The following is a 15804-nucleotide window of genomic DNA, read 5'->3' on the forward strand; positions in this document are numbered from 1 at the left end:
TAACCCCGAATAGAGCGCTTCTAATCAAAGGTAGAGCTAAATTTAGTCGTGCTAACCCCGATTAAAGCGCTCCTATTCGAAGATAGAGTTAAATTTAGTTGTGCTACCCCCGAATAGTGTGCTCCTAATCAAACATGGTACACCATTTTAGTGTTCTATTCGCGGATAAGATTCCGCTTGTTCAAACGTAAAGCTGGCGAGGAGCATCGGCGGCGACGCCTGCGGATCAAGAAATAAGGGAACCGCACATGACCTGTGAGCACAAGCACCCGCCGTAAGCGAATCGCCTGACACCAGTGACCATCATCGATACCTACGCTAAGTTGTGTATTTACCCAAACAAATATTTTAGATCCATTTTTGCACAAAATAAAAAAGGGCTCAGTCCAATGTTTTTGGCAACTGACCACCCTTTTTCCCTTAATCATTCAATTAGTCAACTAATTCAATAATCACCGTTTTTGCACCGTCACCTTTACGCTCACCTAGTTTTAGGATACGTGTGTAACCGCCTTGGCGGTCTTCATAACGAGGTGCGACATCTGAAAACAATTTTTGTAAAGCGGATTGTGACTCTTCTTCGTCCGCTTTTGCATTGCGGATGACTGAAGCTGCTTGTCGACGAGCATGTAGGTCACCGCGTTTACCGAGTGTGATTAGTTTTTCGACAACAGAGCGTAATGCTTTCGCTTTTGCTTCTGTTGTTTCAATGCGTTCATGTACAATCAGATCAGTTGCAAGATTACGTAGCATTGCTTGACGTTGATCTGTTGGACGGCCTAATTTCGCTTTCGCCATTCTCAAAACCTCCTTTACCAGAAAGATTTATCGCTGTCTTGATTAATCGTCGTTACGTAGGCCTAGGTTTAAATCATTCAATTTGTATTTCACTTCATCCAATGATTTTCTTCCCAAGTTACGGACTTTCATCATATCTTCTTCGGATTTTTGTGTCAGTTCCTGAACCGTGTTGATTCCAGCGCGTTTTAGACAGTTGTAAGAACGCACAGAGAGATCTAACTCTTCAATGGTCATTTCTAACACTTTTTCTTTTTGGTCTTCTTCTTTTTCTACCATGATTTCTGCTTGTTGAGCTTCATCAGTCATATTCACAAACACATTCAAATGCTCTGTAAAGACTTTAGCTCCCAAGGAAATTGCTTCCTCTGGTCGAATGCTTCCATCAGTTCTTACATCCAGTGTTAGCTTATCGTAGTTTGCTACTTGACCAACTCGAGTGTTTTCAACTTGATAGGTTACACTCTTAACTGGAGTAAAAATTGAATCTACTGGAATAACGCCGATCGGCTGATCATCGCGTTTATTCGCATCTGCTTTACGGTAGCCACGACCTTGCTCAGCAAAGATTTTCATGGATAGACTTCCGTTTCCTGTGATTGTTGCAATTTTAAGGTCTGGGTTCAGTATTTCTACGTCACTATCATGTTGAATATCACGAGCGAAGACTTCACCCTCGCCTTGAACATCAATTTCCAATGTTTTCTCTTCTTCAGAGTAAATTTTTAACGATAATTCTTTTAGATTTAAAAGAATTGTCGTCACGTCTTCATAGACGTTTTCAATAGTTGAAAATTCATGAAGGACGTTTTCAATTTGGACAGACGTCACTGCAGCGCCAGGTAATGAGGATAATAGAATACGACGAAGGGAGTTCCCCACCGTAGTTCCATAACCACGTTCTAACGGTTCAATGACGAACTTTCCGAATGTAGCATCATCACTAATTTCAATCGTTTCAACTTGCGGTTTTTCAATTTCGATCATTTACCCAAAACCCTCCTTCAAAACGTCGAAACACTTATGCGGAGTTCCCCACATTCTTTTCCATGATCAGGTATTGTTTCATAAAAACAGCCTGATAATCCGTGCCTGCTTATTTAAGCTATCATAACCCATTATAGACGGGCTGACAAAATATATACGAATAAATTAAACACGACGACGTTTTGGTGGGCGGCAACCGTTGTGTGGAACTGGTGTTACGTCCACAATTGCAGTGATTTCAAGACCAGCTGCTTGCAAAGAGCGGATTGCTGCTTCACGACCAGCACCAGGGCCTTTAACTGCAACTTCAATCGTTTTCATGCCGTTTTCTTGTGCTGATTTCGCCGCTACTTCTGCTGCCATTTGGGCTGCAAATGGCGTAGATTTACGGGAACCTTTGAAGCCTAGCGCTCCCGCACTGCTCCAAGCAATAGCATTTCCGGCTGCGTCTGTGATTGTCACAATTGTATTATTGAATGTAGAACGGATGTGAGCTGCACCGGACTCTATATTCTTTTTCACGCGACGTTTTCTACGAGTTGTTTGCTGCTTTTTCGCCATAATGCTTCAAACCTCCTTCGATTACTTATTTTTTCTTGTTAGCGATTGTACGACGTGGGCCTTTTCGAGTACGAGCATTGTTTTTAGTCTTTTGACCATGAACAGGCAACCCTCTACGATGGCGAATTCCACGGTATGAACCGATCTCGATCAATCGCTTAATGTTAAGGGATGTTTCACGACGAAGATCCCCTTCAACTGTATAGTCATCAATACCTTTACGGATGCTAGCTAGTTCGTCTTCTGTAAGGTCACGTACACGTGTATCCTCAGAAACACCAACATTTTTCAATACTTCTTGTGCGGTAGATTTCCCTACACCATATACATACGTCAGCGCGATAACAACACGTTTATCACGTGGAACGTCAACTCCTGCAATACGAGCCATTAGTGGATGGCACCTCCTTTTCGATTATCCTTGTTTTTGTTTGTGTTTTGGATTATCACAAATCACCATAACTTTTCCTTTACGGCGGATAACTTTACACTTTTCACAAATAGGTTTTACTGATGCTCTTACCTTCATGTTCTTACCTCCTCTTAGATCGGAGTCTTCATTTATTTATAACGATAAGTGATTCGTCCTCTTGATAAATCATACGGTGACATTTCCACCGTTACTTTATCACCTGGTAAAATTCGAATATAGTGCATACGAATCTTACCGGAGACATGGGCAAGGATTTGATGTCCATTTTCCAACTCTACCTTAAACATAGCGTTTGGTAAAGTTTCTTGAACTGTACCTTCCATTTCAATTACATCATCTTTAGCCATTGAGAGAATCTCCCTTCTTCCAATCTGCCAATAGTTCATTAACAAATTTCGATATTGCGAAACGGAGCTTTCCGTTTGTCACCCGGTTGGTCTCTTTCAAGCTCTTTTCGACCTCTGGAGAGACATAATCAATCAGCTCCACATGGTGAAGATTTTTCTTTTTCGGTCGGTCGAATTTCCTTTTCTCGCCATCGGCCAATAATACGAATTTCTCATCCAATATATCAATGATAATCGCATACTGACTTAGTTCACGACCTCGTTTGATCTGAACCAACTGGCCTATTTTAGGACTTCCCGATTCTCCATCGTTCAATCACAATCACCTTCACTTGATCTAAGCTTTTGTTAAAATTTCATAGCCATCCTCTGTCACTGCGATCGTATGCTCAAAATGTGCGCAGTTCTTAGAATCTTCCGTAACGACTGTCCAACCATCTTCCAGCGTGCGAACATATCGTTCACCGAGGTTAACCATTGGTTCGATGGCCAGCACCATACCCTTTCTCAAACGCGGTCCTTTGTTTGGTGGGCCAAAATTCGAGATGTGTGGGTCTTCATGAAGGTCTTGGCCGACCCCATGGCCTCCATATTCCCGTACTATGGTGTAGCCGTACGGTTCGACATAGGATTGAATGGCATGTGAAATATCGGTCAGACGTTTTCCGGGAGCAATTACGCTTAATCCTTCAAACAAAGATGCTTCAGTGACCTCGAGGAGCTTTTGCGTTTCTTCGTCAATTTCTCCGACAGCATATGTCCAAGCCGAATCGCCATGATATCCTTTATAATCTGCGCCGATGTCCAATGTGACAATGTCACCATTTTTCAACTCACGGTCGCTTGGAATACCATGTACAAGTTCTTCATTGACTGAAACACAGACACTCCCTTTAAAGCCATTATATCCTTTAAAAGATGGTAGTGCATCCATACTGCGTATATACTTTTCAGCAATGTCATCTAGTTTTTTTGTTGTCACACCTGGCTTAATATGTTTCTTCAGCTCTTGGTGTGTTAATCCAACAATTTTTCCAGCTTGACGCAACAATTCAATTTCACGTGGTGTCTTTAAAATAATCATTTAGGCCAAGCCTCCGATAGTATCGTCGATTTGATTAAAAACTTCATCAATATCTTGATCACCATCAATAGCAACTAGATAACCTTTATCTTCATAGAAATCCAACAAAGGTTGTGTTTGTTCGATATTCACGTCCAAACGGTTTTTCACTGTTTCCGGTTGGTCATCCTCACGCTGAATGAGTTCAGTACCGTCATGATCACAAATGCCTTCTTGCTTCGGTGGATTGAATTCCACATGATATGTTGCTCCACAAGTCGGACAAATGCGTCGCCCTGTTAATCGTTCAATCAACTTTTCAGTTGGAACTTTAACATGCAATACATAATCGAGTTTTGTATTCAACTCATTTAACAATCTTTCGAGTGCTTCAGCTTGAGCCACTGTACGAGGAAATCCATCTAATAGAAATCCTTTTTCACAGTCCGGTTTTGATAGACGTTCTTTAACAATTCCTATGGTTACTTCGTCAGGAACCAATTCGCCTTTGTCCATGTACGTTTTTGCTTCATTTCCTAACGCTGTTCCTTCTTTGATCGCAGAACGGAACATATCTCCAGTTGAAATATGAGGGATTGCATATTTTTCTACGATTTTCTCCGCTTGAGTACCTTTTCCGGCACCTGGCAAGCCCATCAAAATTAGATTCATACCTTTCCCCTCGCTCTCACATTCTAATGAAACTTATTTTATAAAGCCTCGGTAGTGTCGTTTTACCAACTGGCTCTCCAGCTGTTTCATCGTATTCAGTGCGACACCGACGACGATGAGCAAGCTTGTTCCGCCAATTTGGACGGCTGCTGGAAGGTTTGCAACACTGCCTAGAATGATCGGGAAGATAGAAACGACTGCTAAGAACAGTGCTCCGACAAAAGTTAAACGATAAATGACTCGAGTCAAATATGTTTCGGTGTTTTTACCAGGTCGAATGCCAGGTACATAACCACCTTGCTTTTGTAAGTTTTCTGCCATTTGCTCAGGATTAACTTGAACAAATGTGTAGAAATACGTAAAGGCAATGATCAAACCGACGTATATAACCATACCAATTGGTTGAGTGTAATCAAATATATATTGAACCGTTGAGGCAAATTCATTTCCTTCAAAAAATCCTGCTACGGTCTGAGGTGCAATGACAAATGAAATTGCAAAGATAATTGGAATGACGCCTGCCGCATTTACTTTTAATGGCAAATGTGCGGAGTGTCCTCCAACAGGTGAACGATTAACCGTGCGCTTCGCATACTGTATTGGTATTTTACGCAACGCTTGTTGGATGAATATGACACCAACAATAATCGCAACGACGACGAGTAATATAATTGCCAAGATTGCAATATTAATAAATAACTGGTCGCCTGCACCTGAAATATACTGTTCAAAGAGCTGGTTAATTGCATTCGGGAATCCAGCAATGATACCAGCAAAGATGAGGATGGAAATCCCATTTCCTACCCCATATTCAGTGATCTGCTCTCCTAACCACATCAAGAAAGTCGTACCGCCAGTCAATACGATTGCTATGACAAAGTAAGTCATGATGCTAGGATTCTGGATCAGTGATCCGTTTGTCATCGCATTGAAACCGACAGACATACCAATTCCTTGAAGGAAAGCTAAACCAACTGTTCCGTAACGCGTAACTTGAGTCAACTTCTTTCTGCCTTGCTCTCCCTGTTTACGCCATTCCGTAAATTTCGGTACAACGTCCATTTGGAGCAATTGCATAATAATCATCGCTGTAATGTAAGGAAACACACCCATTGCGAAGATTGAAAACTGACTCAACGCTCCTCCACCAAATGTATCGATAAACCCAAATGAGTTTACCTCATCCATCATCGTCAACGCATTTTTATCCGTAAAAGGAACAGGAATGAAAGTTCCTAAACGGAAAATAATGAGCACACCTAAGGTGAAGAGAATTTTACTGCGAATGTCAGCTACGCGAAACATATTGATAAATGTGCTGAACATTAGATCACCTCAGTTTGACCGCCTGCAGCTTCGATTGCCTCTTTCGCCGAAGCAGAGAATTTATGCGCTTTAACAGTCAATTTTTTATCTAAGCTACCGTTGCCTAGAACTTTCACGCCTGCTTTCAACTTACTGACAATACCTTCTTCAAGTAGAAGTTCTGGAGTTACCTCCACACCTTCATCAAATCTATTTAATGTTTCTAAATTAACAATGACATACTCTTTGCGGTGAATATTTGTGAATCCACGCTTTGGAAGGCGTTGAAACAACGGTAATTGCCCGCCTTCGAATCCAGGACGTGTGCCGCCTCCGGAACGTGCATTCTGTCCCTTATGTCCACGGCCTGAAGTTTTACCGTTTCCTGTAGCCATTCCACGACCTACACGGTTTCTTTTCTTACGGGAACCTTCAGTACTTTTTAATTCATGAAGTTTCATTCGAGCACCTCCTCTTTGAAAAACTCTTGTTATTTTTCGTTCACTTGAACAAGATGGGATACTTTATTGATCATTCCGCGAACAACTGGTGTATCCTCACGAACGACAGTTTGTTGTCTTTTTTTCAGCCCAAGTGCTTCAACTGTTCTACGTTGGTCTTGTTTGCTTCCAATGACACTCCGTGTGAGGGTAATTTCTAATTGTTTAGCCATGTAAATCCCTCCTTATCCTTTCAGTTCTTCGGCTGACTTACCACGTAATTTACTTACTTGTTCGGCCGTTTTTAGTTCACTCAATCCTTGGATTGTTGCACGAACCATGTTAATAGGTGTATTTGAACCTAATGATTTAGAAAGGATATCTCCTACACCAGCAAGTTCCAATACAGCACGAACAGGTCCACCAGCAATAACCCCTGTACCTTCAGTAGCTGGTTTCAAAAGGACGTTTCCAGCGCCTAGCTGACCATGAATTTGGTGAGGAATCGTTGTGCCGACGATTGGTACACGTACCAAGTTCTTTTTGCCATCCTCAATTGCTTTTTTAATCGCATCAGGTACTTCTTGTGCTTTACCTGTACCGAAGCCAACATGGCCATTTTTATCTCCAACGACAACGAGTGCTGTGAAACGGAAACGACGACCACCTTTCACAACTTTCGCTACACGGTTGATTGTTACTACACGTTCTTCAATGTCAAGCTTGCTTGCGTCGATTTGTTTACTCAATTCATTTCCCTCCTTTTACGATCACGTTTAAAATTCCAACCCATTTTCACGAGCTGCATCCGCTAAAGCTTTTACGCGTCCGTGATAAAGGTAACCTCCACGGTCAAATACGACAGATTTTAGATTCGCATCAGTCGCACGCTTCGCGAGAAGTTCACCAACTTTTTGAGCTGCTTCAACATTACCTGTTGCATCCAATTTCAATTCCGGGTCGACAGTAGAGGCACTTGCTAAGGTTTTGCCTGCTGTATCATCGATCAATTGAGCATAAATGTGTTTATTTGAACGGTATACGTTTAAACGCGGACGCTCGGCAGTGCCGGTAAGGTCACGGCGCAAACGATAATGACGTTTTTTACGAGTTGCATTCTTATCCTGCTTCGTAATCATTTAAGTCACTCCTTTCTGTCTCTTAACGGAAGTTATTTCGCAGTTTTACCTTCTTTTTGGCGTACATATTCGCCTTCATAACGAATACCTTTTCCTTTATAAGGTTCAGGTGTTCTGATTGCGCGAATATTTGCTGCAGTTGCGCCGACTTTCTCTTTATTGATCCCTTTAACAACAATTTTTGTGTTTGTAGGGCATTCAATTTCGATGCCTTTCATCGGATCTATTTCAACTGGATGAGAATACCCAGCGTTAACGATTAGTTTATTACCTTGCATTTGTGCACGGTAACCAACACCATTGATCTCAAGTGCTTTTTGGAAGCCGTTTGTGACACCTTCTACCATGTTGGCAACGATCGTACGAGTCGTACCATGCAAGGAACGGTGTAGCTTACTTTCACTTGGACGCTCAACAACTAGTTGATTGTCTTCGATGTTGATGATCATATCTTCATGAATCGTACGGGACAATTCACCTTTAGGTCCTTTTACATTAACTGTAAGTCCATCCACTTTAACTTCAACGCCTTCTGGCAATTCAAGTGGTTTAAAACCGATACGTGACATATATTCCACCTCCTGACTACACTTTCTATTACCAAACGTATGCTAATACTTCGCCGCCGACTGCTTGCTGACGAGCTTCTTTATCTGTCAAAACACCTTTTGAAGTTGAAACAACAGCGATGCCAAGTCCGTTTAATACGCGAGGCAGTTCGTCTGCTTTCACATAGACACGAAGTCCTGGTTTACTGATTTTCTTAATACCAGTAATTACACGCTCATTGTCTTGGCCATATTTCAAGAATAGGCGCAATACACCTTGTTTACTGTCTTCAATATATTCAAAATCACGAATGAAACCTTCTCGCTTCAAGATATCTACAATCTCTTTTTTCAAGTTGGAAGCAGGAACTTCCAGTTGATCATGGCGAGCCACGTTCGCATTACGGATTCTAGTCAAAAGATCTGCAATTGGATCTGTCATTGCCATTAGATTTTACCTCCTTCCCTACAATGGGGTTTACCAGCTAGCTTTTTTGACGCCTGGGATTTGTCCTGCGTGAGCTAAGTCACGGAAACAAATTCGGCATAGCTTAAATTTACGGATTACTGAATGTGGACGTCCACAACGTTGGCAACGTGAATATTCACGAACTGAATATTTCTGTTTGCGTTTTTGTTTAGCAATCATTGATTTTTTCGCCACGATTTACCCTCCTTTTTACGTTCATGTTATTGTTTGAACGGCATTCCGAATTGCGTAAGAAGTTCACGGGCTTCTTCATCTGTCTCAGCAGTTGTCACAATTACGATATCCATTCCACGAACTTTATTTACTTTATCGTAATCAATTTCTGGGAAGATCAATTGCTCTTTTACACCAAGCGTGTAGTTTCCACGACCATCAAATGCTTTGTTGGAGATTCCGCGGAAGTCACGCACACGTGGCAAGGATACAGCGATTAGCTTTTCGAGGAAATCATACATGCGCTCTCCACGAAGTGTTACCTTGGCACCAATTGGCATTCCTTCACGTAGACGAAAACCTGCAATCGATTTTTTGGCACGTGTAACTGTTGGTTTTTGACCTGATAGTGTTGCAAGTTCTTCAACTGCGTTATCAAGTGCTTTTGAATTTTGAACTGCATCACCGACACCCATGTTGATCACGATTTTCTCAACTTTCGGTGCTTGCATTACTGAACTGTAATTGAATTTTTCAACTAAGTTAGAAACGACTTCTTCCTTGTATTTTCTTTTTAATTCATTCATTCTGTAGCCCTCCTTTCGCCGCTAGACTATTTATCTAAAGCTTCGCCCGATTTCTTTGCGATACGAACTTTTTTACCGTCTTTCACTTCATATCCAACACGTGTTGGTTGGCCACTTTTCGGATCGACTGGCATAACGTTCGAAACATGAACTGGTGCTTCGATTGTCAAAATTCCACCTTGTGGATTATCTTGAGAAGGCTGTGCGTGTTTTTTAACATAATTGACGCCTTCAACCAAAACACGTTCTTTTTTAGGGTACGCTTCTAGAATCGTTCCTTCTTTACCTTTATCTTTACCGGAAATAACGACTACTTTATCGCCTTTCTTTACATGCATGAATCGTGCACCTCCCTTGAAGGGTCTAATTTCTTTTTTTATAAAACTTCTGGAGCTAGTGAAACAATTTTCATGAATTTGTTGTCACGTAGTTCACGAGCTACTGGTCCAAAAATACGTGTGCCTCGAGGACTCTTATCATCACGAACGATCACTGCCGCGTTTTCATCGAAACGGATGTAAGAACCGTCCTTACGGCGAACACCGCTTTTTGAACGTACAATTACTGCTCTTACTACTTCACCTTTTTTGACAACGCCTCCTGGTGTAGCGTTCTTAACGGAACATACGATGATATCACCAATGTTCGCTGTCTTACGGCCTGAACCACCAAGAACCTTGATCGCTTGAACTTCACGAGCTCCGGAGTTGTCAGCAATTTTTAAACGGCTTTCCTGTTGAATCATATCAATGAAACCTCCCTTCGGATTCAATCCGAGCGAACTATTATATAATTACAGCTTCTTCTGTTACTTCGATTAAACGGAAACGTTTCGTTTTGGATAACGGACGTGTTTCCATAATACGCACAACGTCACCAGTTTTCGCCTGGTTATTTTCGTCATGAGTTTTGAATTTCTTTGAATACTTAACGCGCTTTCCATATAACGGATGGAATTTATACGTTTCTACCACAACAGTGATTGTTTTGTCTGCTTTGTCAGAAACAACACGACCACTGTAAACTTTACGGTTATTGCGTTCACTCATTTGAGGTTGACCTCCTCTCAATTGTCAATTAATTAACGCCGATTTCTCTTTCACGGATTACTGTTTTCAATCGAGCAATGGATTTTTTGACTTCACGGATACGAACCGTGTTTTCAAGCTGTCCTGTTGCTAATTGGAAACGTAGGTTAAAGAGTTCTTCTTTTAAAGATTTTACTTTTTGTTCAATTTCGGCAGTGGTTAGTTCTCTAATTTCATTAGCTTTCATTGCTTTCACCACCAATTTCTTCACGTTTTACAAACTTAGTACGGATCGGAAGTTTGTGAGACGCAAGACGAAGTGCTTCGCGAGCAACCTCTTCGTCGACTCCCGCAATCTCAAATAAGATTTTTCCAGGTTTTACAACCGCTACCCAAGATTCAGGAGACCCTTTACCGGAACCCATACGAACCTCAAGAGGTTTAGCTGTTTTCGGTCTGTCCGGAAAGATTTTAATCCAAACTTTACCGCCACGTTTCATGTAACGAGTCATCGCAATACGGGCAGCCTCAATTTGTCGACTTGTGATCCATTCACCTTCAAGAGCTTGAAGGCCATATTCTCCAAATGCTACTTCAGTTCCACCTTTCGCACGACCTTTTAAGCTCACGCGATGTGGTTTACGGTATTTTACACGCTTCGGCATTAACATATTGCTAATCCCCCTTCCTTAGTTTTCATTTTTTGTTGGAAGGATCTCACCACGGTAAATCCACACTTTAACACCAAGTTTTCCATAAGTAGTGTCTGCTTCAGCAGTTCCATAATCGATATCTGCACGAAGTGTGTGTAGTGGTACTGTTCCTTCACTGTAATATTCAGCACGAGCAATGTCTGCTCCGCCTAAACGACCGGAAACCATTGTTTTAATTCCTTTAGCTCCCCCACGCATTGCGCGTTGGATGGATTGCTTTTGAACACGACGGAATGAAACACGGTTCTCCAATTGACGAGCAATATTTTGAGCAACTAGTGTTGCATCAAGGTCGGGTTTTTTAACTTCTACAATGTTGATATGAACTTTCTTGTCTGTCATGTTGCTTAGCTTTGTACGTAAAGCGTCAACTTCAGATCCACCTTTACCGATCACCATTCCTGGTTTAGATGTGTGGATTGAGATATTCACTCGATTTGCTGCTCTTTCGATCTCAACGTTTGATACAGATGAATCAGCTAAGCGTTCTTCGATATAATCACGAATCATGATATCTTCATGCAATAAGTCAGCGTAATCTTTTTCTGCGAACCATTTAGAGTCCCAATCACGGATGATTCCTACACGAAGACCATGAGGATTGATTTTGTTACCCACGAACTATCCCTCCTTTTGTTCTGTTACCACTACTGTGATGTGGCTGGTACGTTTATTGATTGCTGTAGCACGACCTTGTGCGCGCGGACGAAATCTTTTTAATGTGACACCTTCATTGACAAATACTTCTGATACGATCAACGAATCCGTATCCATTTCATAGTTATGCTCTGCGTTTGCGACAGCAGAGTAAATAAGTTTTTCTACAATCGGTGAAGCAGCACGGTTCGTGTGCTTAAGAATTGCGATAGCTTCGCCTACTTGTTTTCCTCGAATTAAATCAACGACTAAACGAGCTTTACGAGGAGCAATACGGACAGTTTTAGCTACGGCTTTAGCTTGTTGCATCATGCAAACCTCCTCTCAACTAGCGTTTTGTTTTCTTATCGTCACCAGCATGACCTCTGTACGTACGTGTCGGTGCAAACTCACCTAGTTTGTGACCGACCATATCTTCCGTGACATATACTGGTACATGTTTACGTCCATCATACACTGCGAAAGTGTGTCCTACGAAATGTGGGAAGATGGTAGAACGACGAGACCATGTCTTGATCACTTGCTTTTTATTATTGTTATCTAGCTCTTCGACTTTTTTCATCAGATGATCATCTGCGAAAGGTCCTTTTTTCAAACTACGACCCATAAATAAACCTCCCTTCGTGACTAAGCAACTTGTTGCTTTTCATCGTTATTTCTTACGACGACGCACGATATATTTGTCTGAAGCTTTGTTACGTTTACGTGTTTTAAGTCCAAGTGTCGGTTTACCCCAAGGTGTAACTGGAGATGGCATACCGATTGGTGCACGTCCTTCACCACCACCGTGTGGGTGATCGCTAGGGTTCATGACAGAACCACGTACTGTTGGACGAATACCTTTCCAGCGACTACGTCCAGCTTTACCAACACGAGTTAATTCATGTTCAATGTTTCCGACTTGACCAATTGTTGCTCGGCAAGTACCCAAGATCATTCTTGTTTCTCCAGAAGACAAACGAACAAGTACATACTTGTTGTCTTCACGCCCAAGAATTTGAGCTTGTGACCCTGCAGAACGAACAAGTTGTCCGCCGCGGCCTGGTTTCAATTCAATGTTGTGAATTGTTGTACCAACTGGCATTTTGTTAAGTGGTAATGCGTTACCTACTTTAATGTCAGCTGTTTCACCAGACATAATTTCTTGACCTACTTTAAGTGTTTTCGGTGCAAGTATATATCGTTTTTCACCATCTGCATAATGGATTAAAGCTATATTTGCTGAGCGGTTCGGATCATATTCGATCGTAGCAACGCGTCCTGGTATACCATCTTTGTTACGACGGAAATCAATTACGCGGTACTGACGTTTATGTCCACCACCCTGATGACGAACCGTCATTCTCCCTTGGTTGTTACGTCCAGCTCTTTTCTTGAGTGGAGACAAGAGAGTTTTTTCAGGTGTAGAAGTCGTAATTTCATCATTTGTCAATGTGCTCATGTTACGACGACCGTTACTTGTCGGTTTATATCTTTTAATCGCCATCATATTTCCCTCCTTTTAAATTCGATTTAAAGTTTAGGCACCTTCAAAGAAATCTAGATCTTTACTGTCTTCAGACAATGTAACGACGGCTTTTTTCGTATTCGGACGATAGCCTCCGTGACGACCCATTCTTCTGAATTTACCTTTTTTATTTGCTGTGTTTACTTTTACAACTTCAACGTCAAAGATTAATTCTACGGCATGTTTAATTTCTGTTTTGTTCGCTTTTGGTGATACTTCAAAAGTGTACTTTTTATCAGCCATTAAATCCGCAGAGTGCTCTGTAATTACCGGGCGCTTAATAATATCTCGTGGGTCTTTCATTATGCAAGCACCTCCCCTGCTTTTTCAGCTGCTTCTTTCGTAATAAGAAGCGTGTCATGCTTCAATACGTCAAGTACGTTTAATTCAGTTACTGTTAGAACTTCAACGCCTTTAATATTGTTTGCGGAACGCACAACGTTTTCATCTTCTTCTGTTGTTACGATTAATGCTTTTCCATCAACATTCAAATTACCTAAAAGATTAATGACATCTTTTGTTTTTGGCGTTTCTAGCTTTAAGTCTTCCAAAACGTAAATGCTTTCTTCATTTACCTTTGTAGCTAAAGCTGAGCGAATTGCCAAACGACGTACTTTCTTCGGTAATTTTGTGCTATAGCTTCTTGGAGTTGGACCAAATACAGTTCCGCCACCAACCCATTGTGGGGAACGAATGGAACCTTGACGCGCACGGCCAGTTCCTTTTTGGCGCCACGGTTTGCGGCCTCCTCCTCTTACTTCTGAACGGTTCTTAACTTTATGCGTTCCTTGACGCATAGAAGCTCGCTGCATAATGACAGCATCGTGAAGAACAGTTTTGTTCGGCTCAATACCAAATACGTTCTCAGCAAGTTCTACACTGCCTACTTCTGATCCCGCTTGGTTATATAGTGCTACTTTAGGCATGACATTTCCTCCCTTCATTCGTTATTTGTTACGCCTGATCTGCACCAGTAATTTGTACGTAAGATTTTTTAGGACCTGGAACATTTCCTTTTACAAGGACTAAGTTGTTTTCAGTATCCACTTTAACAATCTCTAAGTTTTGGATTGTTACTGTTTCTTTACCCATTTGACCTGGTAGTTTTTTGCCTTTGAATACACGCATTGGGTCAATAACACCCATTGCACCTGGTCCACGGTGGTAGTGAGAACCGTGTGTCATAGGTCCACGTGATTGATTGTGACGTTTGATGGAACCCTGGAAACCTTTCCCTTTGGAAGTACCAGTTACGTTCACCTTTTCTCCTGCTTCGAATACATCCACACTTAGATCTTGACCTACTTCATACTCGTCAAGATTTACGTTACGGATTTCGCGAACGAAGCGCTTAGGGTTCGTGCTCGCTTTCTCAGCATGACCTTTCTCAGCTTTGTTCGAACGATTTTCTTTTTTGTCTGTGAAACCGATTTGGATTGCATTGTAGCCATCATTTTCTTCGGTTTTCTTTTGAAGTACGACATTACCTTCAGCTTGAATGACAGTAACTGGGATTAATTCACCGTTATCTGCGAAAAGCTGTGTCATGCCGACTTTACGTCCTAAGATTCCTTTCGCCATCCGTTACACCTCCTAAAAATTTATAATTTAATTTCGATATCAACGCCAGATGGTAAATCTAAACGCATTAATGAATCCACTGTTTGTGGTGTTGGGCTCAAAATGTCGATTAACCGTTTATGTGTGCGCATCTCGAATTGCTCACGAGAGTCTTTGTACTTGTGTACGGCACGCAAAACAGTGTAAACAGCACGCTCTGTAGGTAATGGTACTGGACCTGATACTTCCGCACCTGAACGTTTTGCTGTTTCAACGATTTTCTCAGCTGACTGATCTAAAACTCTGTGATCATAAGCCTTTAAACGAATACGTATTTTTTCATTTGCCATTACTTTCCCTCCTTTTTCGCCTATATTAAAACAGACATACTCTGCGAAAATTTCCTCAACATCCGCCATGGCAAAGGGGCCGGGTGTTTCAGCAACCTTTCGCTTCATCGCCTTGGTTTTTCTGCAACATTACTAATTATAATGAATTCAAGCCTTGATTGCAAGGAAAAACTAGAATTCTTTCTGTTGCAAATACCTTTGCTATTATACAGAGATATTTGATTGATTTCAAGGGGTTTGCAGATGTTTTTTTGTTAATGGAATGAAGAGAATACAAATAGTTTTCGATTATGTTTTTCGTGTCTTTTTAGTAGGCAATTACGATTTAAATTGTGTTGATCTTTCGCAGGGGAGTATAGAGTATCCCTATAAGACTTTTTAGCTTTTTTTCTGGCTCGTTCGAGGGTATAGAGCTCTTCTATAGGACTTTCCGGCTTTTTTTCTGGCTCGCTCGGGGGTATAGAGC

31 protein-coding genes are annotated in these 15804 nt (G+C 41.5%); all 31 read right to left on the reverse strand.

Translation table 11 applies throughout. The features are described from left to right. Positions 1-432: 432 nt before the first annotated feature. Entirely contained in the window at positions 433-798 is a 366-nt protein-coding gene (gene rplQ / locus FPQ10_RS11005) for a 50S ribosomal protein L17 (protein WP_144163559.1), read from the reverse strand. Between the two features lie 42 nt (positions 799-840). Beyond that, on the reverse strand, positions 841-1785 hold the full coding sequence (locus FPQ10_RS11010; protein WP_144163560.1) for a DNA-directed RNA polymerase subunit alpha: 945 nt from the start codon (positions 1783-1785) through the stop codon (positions 841-843). Positions 1786-1950: 165 nt separating this feature from the next. After that, positions 1951-2346, reverse strand: coding sequence for a 30S ribosomal protein S11 (gene rpsK, locus FPQ10_RS11015; protein WP_144163561.1), 396 nt, complete (start codon positions 2344-2346; stop codon positions 1951-1953). A 25-nt stretch (positions 2347-2371) separates the two neighbouring features. Next, positions 2372-2737, reverse strand: a complete 366-nt coding sequence (rpsM, locus tag FPQ10_RS11020; RefSeq protein WP_144163562.1) for a 30S ribosomal protein S13 — start codon at positions 2735-2737, stop codon at positions 2372-2374. Positions 2738-2761: 24 nt separating this feature from the next. After that, a complete protein-coding gene (gene rpmJ / locus FPQ10_RS11025) occupies positions 2762-2875 on the reverse strand; it encodes a 50S ribosomal protein L36 (RefSeq protein ID WP_144088770.1) in 114 nt (37 codons plus the stop codon). Positions 2876-2907: 32 nt separating this feature from the next. Further along, positions 2908-3126 carry a translation initiation factor IF-1 gene (infA, locus tag FPQ10_RS11030; RefSeq protein WP_144163563.1) on the reverse strand — a complete coding sequence of 73 codons (219 nt, stop codon included), beginning with the start codon at positions 3124-3126 and terminating at the stop codon, positions 2908-2910. After that, positions 3119-3442, reverse strand: coding sequence for a KOW domain-containing RNA-binding protein (locus FPQ10_RS11035; protein ID WP_144163564.1), 324 nt, complete (start codon positions 3440-3442; stop codon positions 3119-3121). The genes infA and FPQ10_RS11035 overlap by 8 nt, the downstream gene beginning before the upstream one ends. Before the next feature lie 21 nt (positions 3443-3463). Further along, complete coding sequence (gene map, locus FPQ10_RS11040; RefSeq protein WP_144163565.1) at positions 3464-4210, reverse strand: type I methionyl aminopeptidase; 747 nt, start codon at positions 4208-4210, stop codon at positions 3464-3466. Continuing rightward, positions 4211-4861: an adenylate kinase gene (locus tag FPQ10_RS11045; protein WP_144163566.1), complete on the reverse strand. Its 651-nt coding sequence runs from the start codon at positions 4859-4861 to the stop codon at positions 4211-4213. A gap of 33 nt (positions 4862-4894) precedes the next feature. Next, positions 4895-6187, reverse strand: coding sequence for a preprotein translocase subunit SecY (gene secY / locus FPQ10_RS11050; protein ID WP_144163567.1), 1293 nt, complete (start codon positions 6185-6187; stop codon positions 4895-4897). Continuing rightward, entirely contained in the window at positions 6187-6627 is a 441-nt protein-coding gene (gene rplO, locus FPQ10_RS11055; RefSeq protein ID WP_144088764.1) for a 50S ribosomal protein L15, read from the reverse strand. Before rplO ends, secY begins: the two co-directional genes overlap by 1 nt. A gap of 29 nt (positions 6628-6656) precedes the next feature. Then, positions 6657-6839, reverse strand: coding sequence for a 50S ribosomal protein L30 (gene rpmD / locus FPQ10_RS11060; protein WP_144163568.1), 183 nt, complete (start codon positions 6837-6839; stop codon positions 6657-6659). Positions 6840-6851: 12 nt separating this feature from the next. Continuing rightward, the gene (rpsE, locus tag FPQ10_RS11065) at positions 6852-7355 is read right to left on the reverse strand and encodes a 30S ribosomal protein S5 (protein ID WP_144163569.1); all 504 of its coding nucleotides are present in this window, start codon (positions 7353-7355) and stop codon (positions 6852-6854) included. A 27-nt stretch (positions 7356-7382) separates the two neighbouring features. Next, positions 7383-7745 (reverse strand): 50S ribosomal protein L18, encoded by a 363-nt coding sequence (gene rplR, locus FPQ10_RS11070; RefSeq protein WP_144088761.1) that lies wholly within the window; start codon positions 7743-7745, stop codon positions 7383-7385. A 32-nt stretch (positions 7746-7777) separates the two neighbouring features. Next, positions 7778-8314 carry a 50S ribosomal protein L6 gene (gene rplF / locus FPQ10_RS11075; RefSeq protein WP_144163570.1) on the reverse strand — a complete coding sequence of 179 codons (537 nt, stop codon included), beginning with the start codon at positions 8312-8314 and terminating at the stop codon, positions 7778-7780. A 28-nt stretch (positions 8315-8342) separates the two neighbouring features. Beyond that, positions 8343-8741 carry a 30S ribosomal protein S8 gene (gene rpsH / locus FPQ10_RS11080; RefSeq protein WP_144163571.1) on the reverse strand — a complete coding sequence of 133 codons (399 nt, stop codon included), beginning with the start codon at positions 8739-8741 and terminating at the stop codon, positions 8343-8345. Between the two features lie 30 nt (positions 8742-8771). Beyond that, entirely contained in the window at positions 8772-8957 is a 186-nt protein-coding gene (locus tag FPQ10_RS11085; RefSeq protein ID WP_144088758.1) for a type Z 30S ribosomal protein S14, read from the reverse strand. A gap of 26 nt (positions 8958-8983) precedes the next feature. Further along, positions 8984-9523 (reverse strand): 50S ribosomal protein L5, encoded by a 540-nt coding sequence (rplE, locus tag FPQ10_RS11090; RefSeq protein ID WP_144163572.1) that lies wholly within the window; start codon positions 9521-9523, stop codon positions 8984-8986. Positions 9524-9549: 26 nt separating this feature from the next. Continuing rightward, on the reverse strand, positions 9550-9861 hold the full coding sequence (rplX, locus tag FPQ10_RS11095; protein ID WP_144163573.1) for a 50S ribosomal protein L24: 312 nt from the start codon (positions 9859-9861) through the stop codon (positions 9550-9552). 38 nt (positions 9862-9899) lie between these two features. After that, entirely contained in the window at positions 9900-10268 is a 369-nt protein-coding gene (gene rplN / locus FPQ10_RS11100; RefSeq protein WP_144163574.1) for a 50S ribosomal protein L14, read from the reverse strand. Between the two features lie 40 nt (positions 10269-10308). After that, positions 10309-10572, reverse strand: coding sequence for a 30S ribosomal protein S17 (gene rpsQ / locus FPQ10_RS11105; protein ID WP_144163575.1), 264 nt, complete (start codon positions 10570-10572; stop codon positions 10309-10311). 28 nt (positions 10573-10600) lie between these two features. Then, positions 10601-10798, reverse strand: a complete 198-nt coding sequence (gene rpmC / locus FPQ10_RS11110; RefSeq protein ID WP_144088753.1) for a 50S ribosomal protein L29 — start codon at positions 10796-10798, stop codon at positions 10601-10603. Further along, positions 10788-11222, reverse strand: a complete 435-nt coding sequence (gene rplP / locus FPQ10_RS11115; RefSeq protein ID WP_144163576.1) for a 50S ribosomal protein L16 — start codon at positions 11220-11222, stop codon at positions 10788-10790. The genes rpmC and rplP overlap by 11 nt, the downstream gene beginning before the upstream one ends. 18 nt (positions 11223-11240) lie before the next feature. After that, positions 11241-11882 carry a 30S ribosomal protein S3 gene (rpsC, locus tag FPQ10_RS11120; RefSeq protein WP_144163577.1) on the reverse strand — a complete coding sequence of 214 codons (642 nt, stop codon included), beginning with the start codon at positions 11880-11882 and terminating at the stop codon, positions 11241-11243. 3 nt (positions 11883-11885) lie between these two features. Then, positions 11886-12230: a 50S ribosomal protein L22 gene (rplV, locus tag FPQ10_RS11125; RefSeq protein WP_144163578.1), complete on the reverse strand. Its 345-nt coding sequence runs from the start codon at positions 12228-12230 to the stop codon at positions 11886-11888. A 19-nt stretch (positions 12231-12249) separates the two neighbouring features. Then, positions 12250-12528 (reverse strand): 30S ribosomal protein S19, encoded by a 279-nt coding sequence (rpsS, locus tag FPQ10_RS11130; protein ID WP_144163579.1) that lies wholly within the window; start codon positions 12526-12528, stop codon positions 12250-12252. A 45-nt stretch (positions 12529-12573) separates the two neighbouring features. Next, the gene (gene rplB, locus FPQ10_RS11135) at positions 12574-13407 is read right to left on the reverse strand and encodes a 50S ribosomal protein L2 (RefSeq protein ID WP_144163580.1); all 834 of its coding nucleotides are present in this window, start codon (positions 13405-13407) and stop codon (positions 12574-12576) included. A gap of 33 nt (positions 13408-13440) precedes the next feature. Further along, the gene (gene rplW, locus FPQ10_RS11140) at positions 13441-13731 is read right to left on the reverse strand and encodes a 50S ribosomal protein L23 (RefSeq protein WP_144163581.1); all 291 of its coding nucleotides are present in this window, start codon (positions 13729-13731) and stop codon (positions 13441-13443) included. Then, positions 13731-14354 carry a 50S ribosomal protein L4 gene (gene rplD, locus FPQ10_RS11145; RefSeq protein WP_144163582.1) on the reverse strand — a complete coding sequence of 208 codons (624 nt, stop codon included), beginning with the start codon at positions 14352-14354 and terminating at the stop codon, positions 13731-13733. Before rplD ends, rplW begins: the two co-directional genes overlap by 1 nt. A gap of 28 nt (positions 14355-14382) precedes the next feature. After that, positions 14383-15009 carry a 50S ribosomal protein L3 gene (rplC, locus tag FPQ10_RS11150; RefSeq protein ID WP_144163583.1) on the reverse strand — a complete coding sequence of 209 codons (627 nt, stop codon included), beginning with the start codon at positions 15007-15009 and terminating at the stop codon, positions 14383-14385. A gap of 20 nt (positions 15010-15029) precedes the next feature. Next, positions 15030-15338 carry a 30S ribosomal protein S10 gene (rpsJ, locus tag FPQ10_RS11155; protein WP_144163584.1) on the reverse strand — a complete coding sequence of 103 codons (309 nt, stop codon included), beginning with the start codon at positions 15336-15338 and terminating at the stop codon, positions 15030-15032. Between the last annotated feature and the right edge of the window lie 466 nt (positions 15339-15804).

Origin of the sequence: Allobacillus sp. SKP2-8 (assembly GCF_007559355.1) — a bacterium.
Taxonomy (GTDB): Bacteria; Bacillota; Bacilli; order Bacillales; family Alkalibacillaceae; genus Allobacillus; species Allobacillus halotolerans.

Bases quoted from the DNA above. Each gene is read 5' to 3' on its own strand.
- rplC (WP_144163583.1), bottom strand. From the start codon at position 15,009: ATGGCGAAAGGAATCTTAGGACGTAAAGTCGGCATGACACAGCTTTTC.
- rplO (WP_144088764.1), bottom strand. From the start codon at position 6,627: ATGAAACTTCATGAATTAAAAAGTACTGAAGGTTCCCGTAAGAAAAGA.
- rpsS (WP_144163579.1), bottom strand. From the start codon at position 12,528: ATGGGTCGTAGTTTGAAAAAAGGACCTTTCGCAGATGATCATCTGATG.
- rplB (WP_144163580.1), bottom strand. From the start codon at position 13,407: ATGGCGATTAAAAGATATAAACCGACAAGTAACGGTCGTCGTAACATG.
- rplV (WP_144163578.1), bottom strand. From the start codon at position 12,230: ATGCAACAAGCTAAAGCCGTAGCTAAAACTGTCCGTATTGCTCCTCGT.
- rpsM (WP_144163562.1), bottom strand. From the start codon at position 2,737: ATGGCTCGTATTGCAGGAGTTGACGTTCCACGTGATAAACGTGTTGTT.
- infA (WP_144163563.1), bottom strand. From the start codon at position 3,126: ATGGCTAAAGATGATGTAATTGAAATGGAAGGTACAGTTCAAGAAACT.
- map (WP_144163565.1), bottom strand. From the start codon at position 4,210: ATGATTATTTTAAAGACACCACGTGAAATTGAATTGTTGCGTCAAGCT.
- rplF (WP_144163570.1), bottom strand. From the start codon at position 8,314: ATGTCACGTATCGGTTTTAAACCACTTGAATTGCCAGAAGGCGTTGAA.
- rpsK (WP_144163561.1), bottom strand. From the start codon at position 2,346: ATGGCGAAAAAGCAGCAAACAACTCGTAGAAAACGTCGCGTGAAAAAG.
- rplW (WP_144163581.1), bottom strand. From the start codon at position 13,731: ATGAAAGACCCACGAGATATTATTAAGCGCCCGGTAATTACAGAGCAC.
- rpmD (WP_144163568.1), bottom strand. From the start codon at position 6,839: ATGGCTAAACAATTAGAAATTACCCTCACACGGAGTGTCATTGGAAGC.
- rplX (WP_144163573.1), bottom strand. From the start codon at position 9,861: ATGCATGTAAAGAAAGGCGATAAAGTAGTCGTTATTTCCGGTAAAGAT.
- rplP (WP_144163576.1), bottom strand. From the start codon at position 11,222: ATGTTAATGCCGAAGCGTGTAAAATACCGTAAACCACATCGCGTGAGC.
- rpmC (WP_144088753.1), bottom strand. From the start codon at position 10,798: ATGAAAGCTAATGAAATTAGAGAACTAACCACTGCCGAAATTGAACAA.
- rpsH (WP_144163571.1), bottom strand. From the start codon at position 8,741: ATGGCAATGACAGATCCAATTGCAGATCTTTTGACTAGAATCCGTAAT.
- rpsQ (WP_144163575.1), bottom strand. From the start codon at position 10,572: ATGAGTGAACGCAATAACCGTAAAGTTTACAGTGGTCGTGTTGTTTCT.
- rplR (WP_144088761.1), bottom strand. From the start codon at position 7,745: ATGATTACGAAGCAGGATAAGAATGCAACTCGTAAAAAACGTCATTAT.
- FPQ10_RS11045 (WP_144163566.1), bottom strand. From the start codon at position 4,861: ATGAATCTAATTTTGATGGGCTTGCCAGGTGCCGGAAAAGGTACTCAA.
- rplN (WP_144163574.1), bottom strand. From the start codon at position 10,268: ATGATTCAACAGGAAAGCCGTTTAAAAATTGCTGACAACTCCGGAGCT.
- rplD (WP_144163582.1), bottom strand. From the start codon at position 14,354: ATGCCTAAAGTAGCACTATATAACCAAGCGGGATCAGAAGTAGGCAGT.
- rpmJ (WP_144088770.1), bottom strand. From the start codon at position 2,875: ATGAAGGTAAGAGCATCAGTAAAACCTATTTGTGAAAAGTGTAAAGTT.
- FPQ10_RS11010 (WP_144163560.1), bottom strand. From the start codon at position 1,785: ATGATCGAAATTGAAAAACCGCAAGTTGAAACGATTGAAATTAGTGAT.
- secY (WP_144163567.1), bottom strand. From the start codon at position 6,187: ATGTTCAGCACATTTATCAATATGTTTCGCGTAGCTGACATTCGCAGT.
- rpsJ (WP_144163584.1), bottom strand. From the start codon at position 15,338: ATGGCAAATGAAAAAATACGTATTCGTTTAAAGGCTTATGATCACAGA.
- rplQ (WP_144163559.1), bottom strand. From the start codon at position 798: ATGGCGAAAGCGAAATTAGGCCGTCCAACAGATCAACGTCAAGCAATG.
- rplE (WP_144163572.1), bottom strand. From the start codon at position 9,523: ATGAATGAATTAAAAAGAAAATACAAGGAAGAAGTCGTTTCTAACTTA.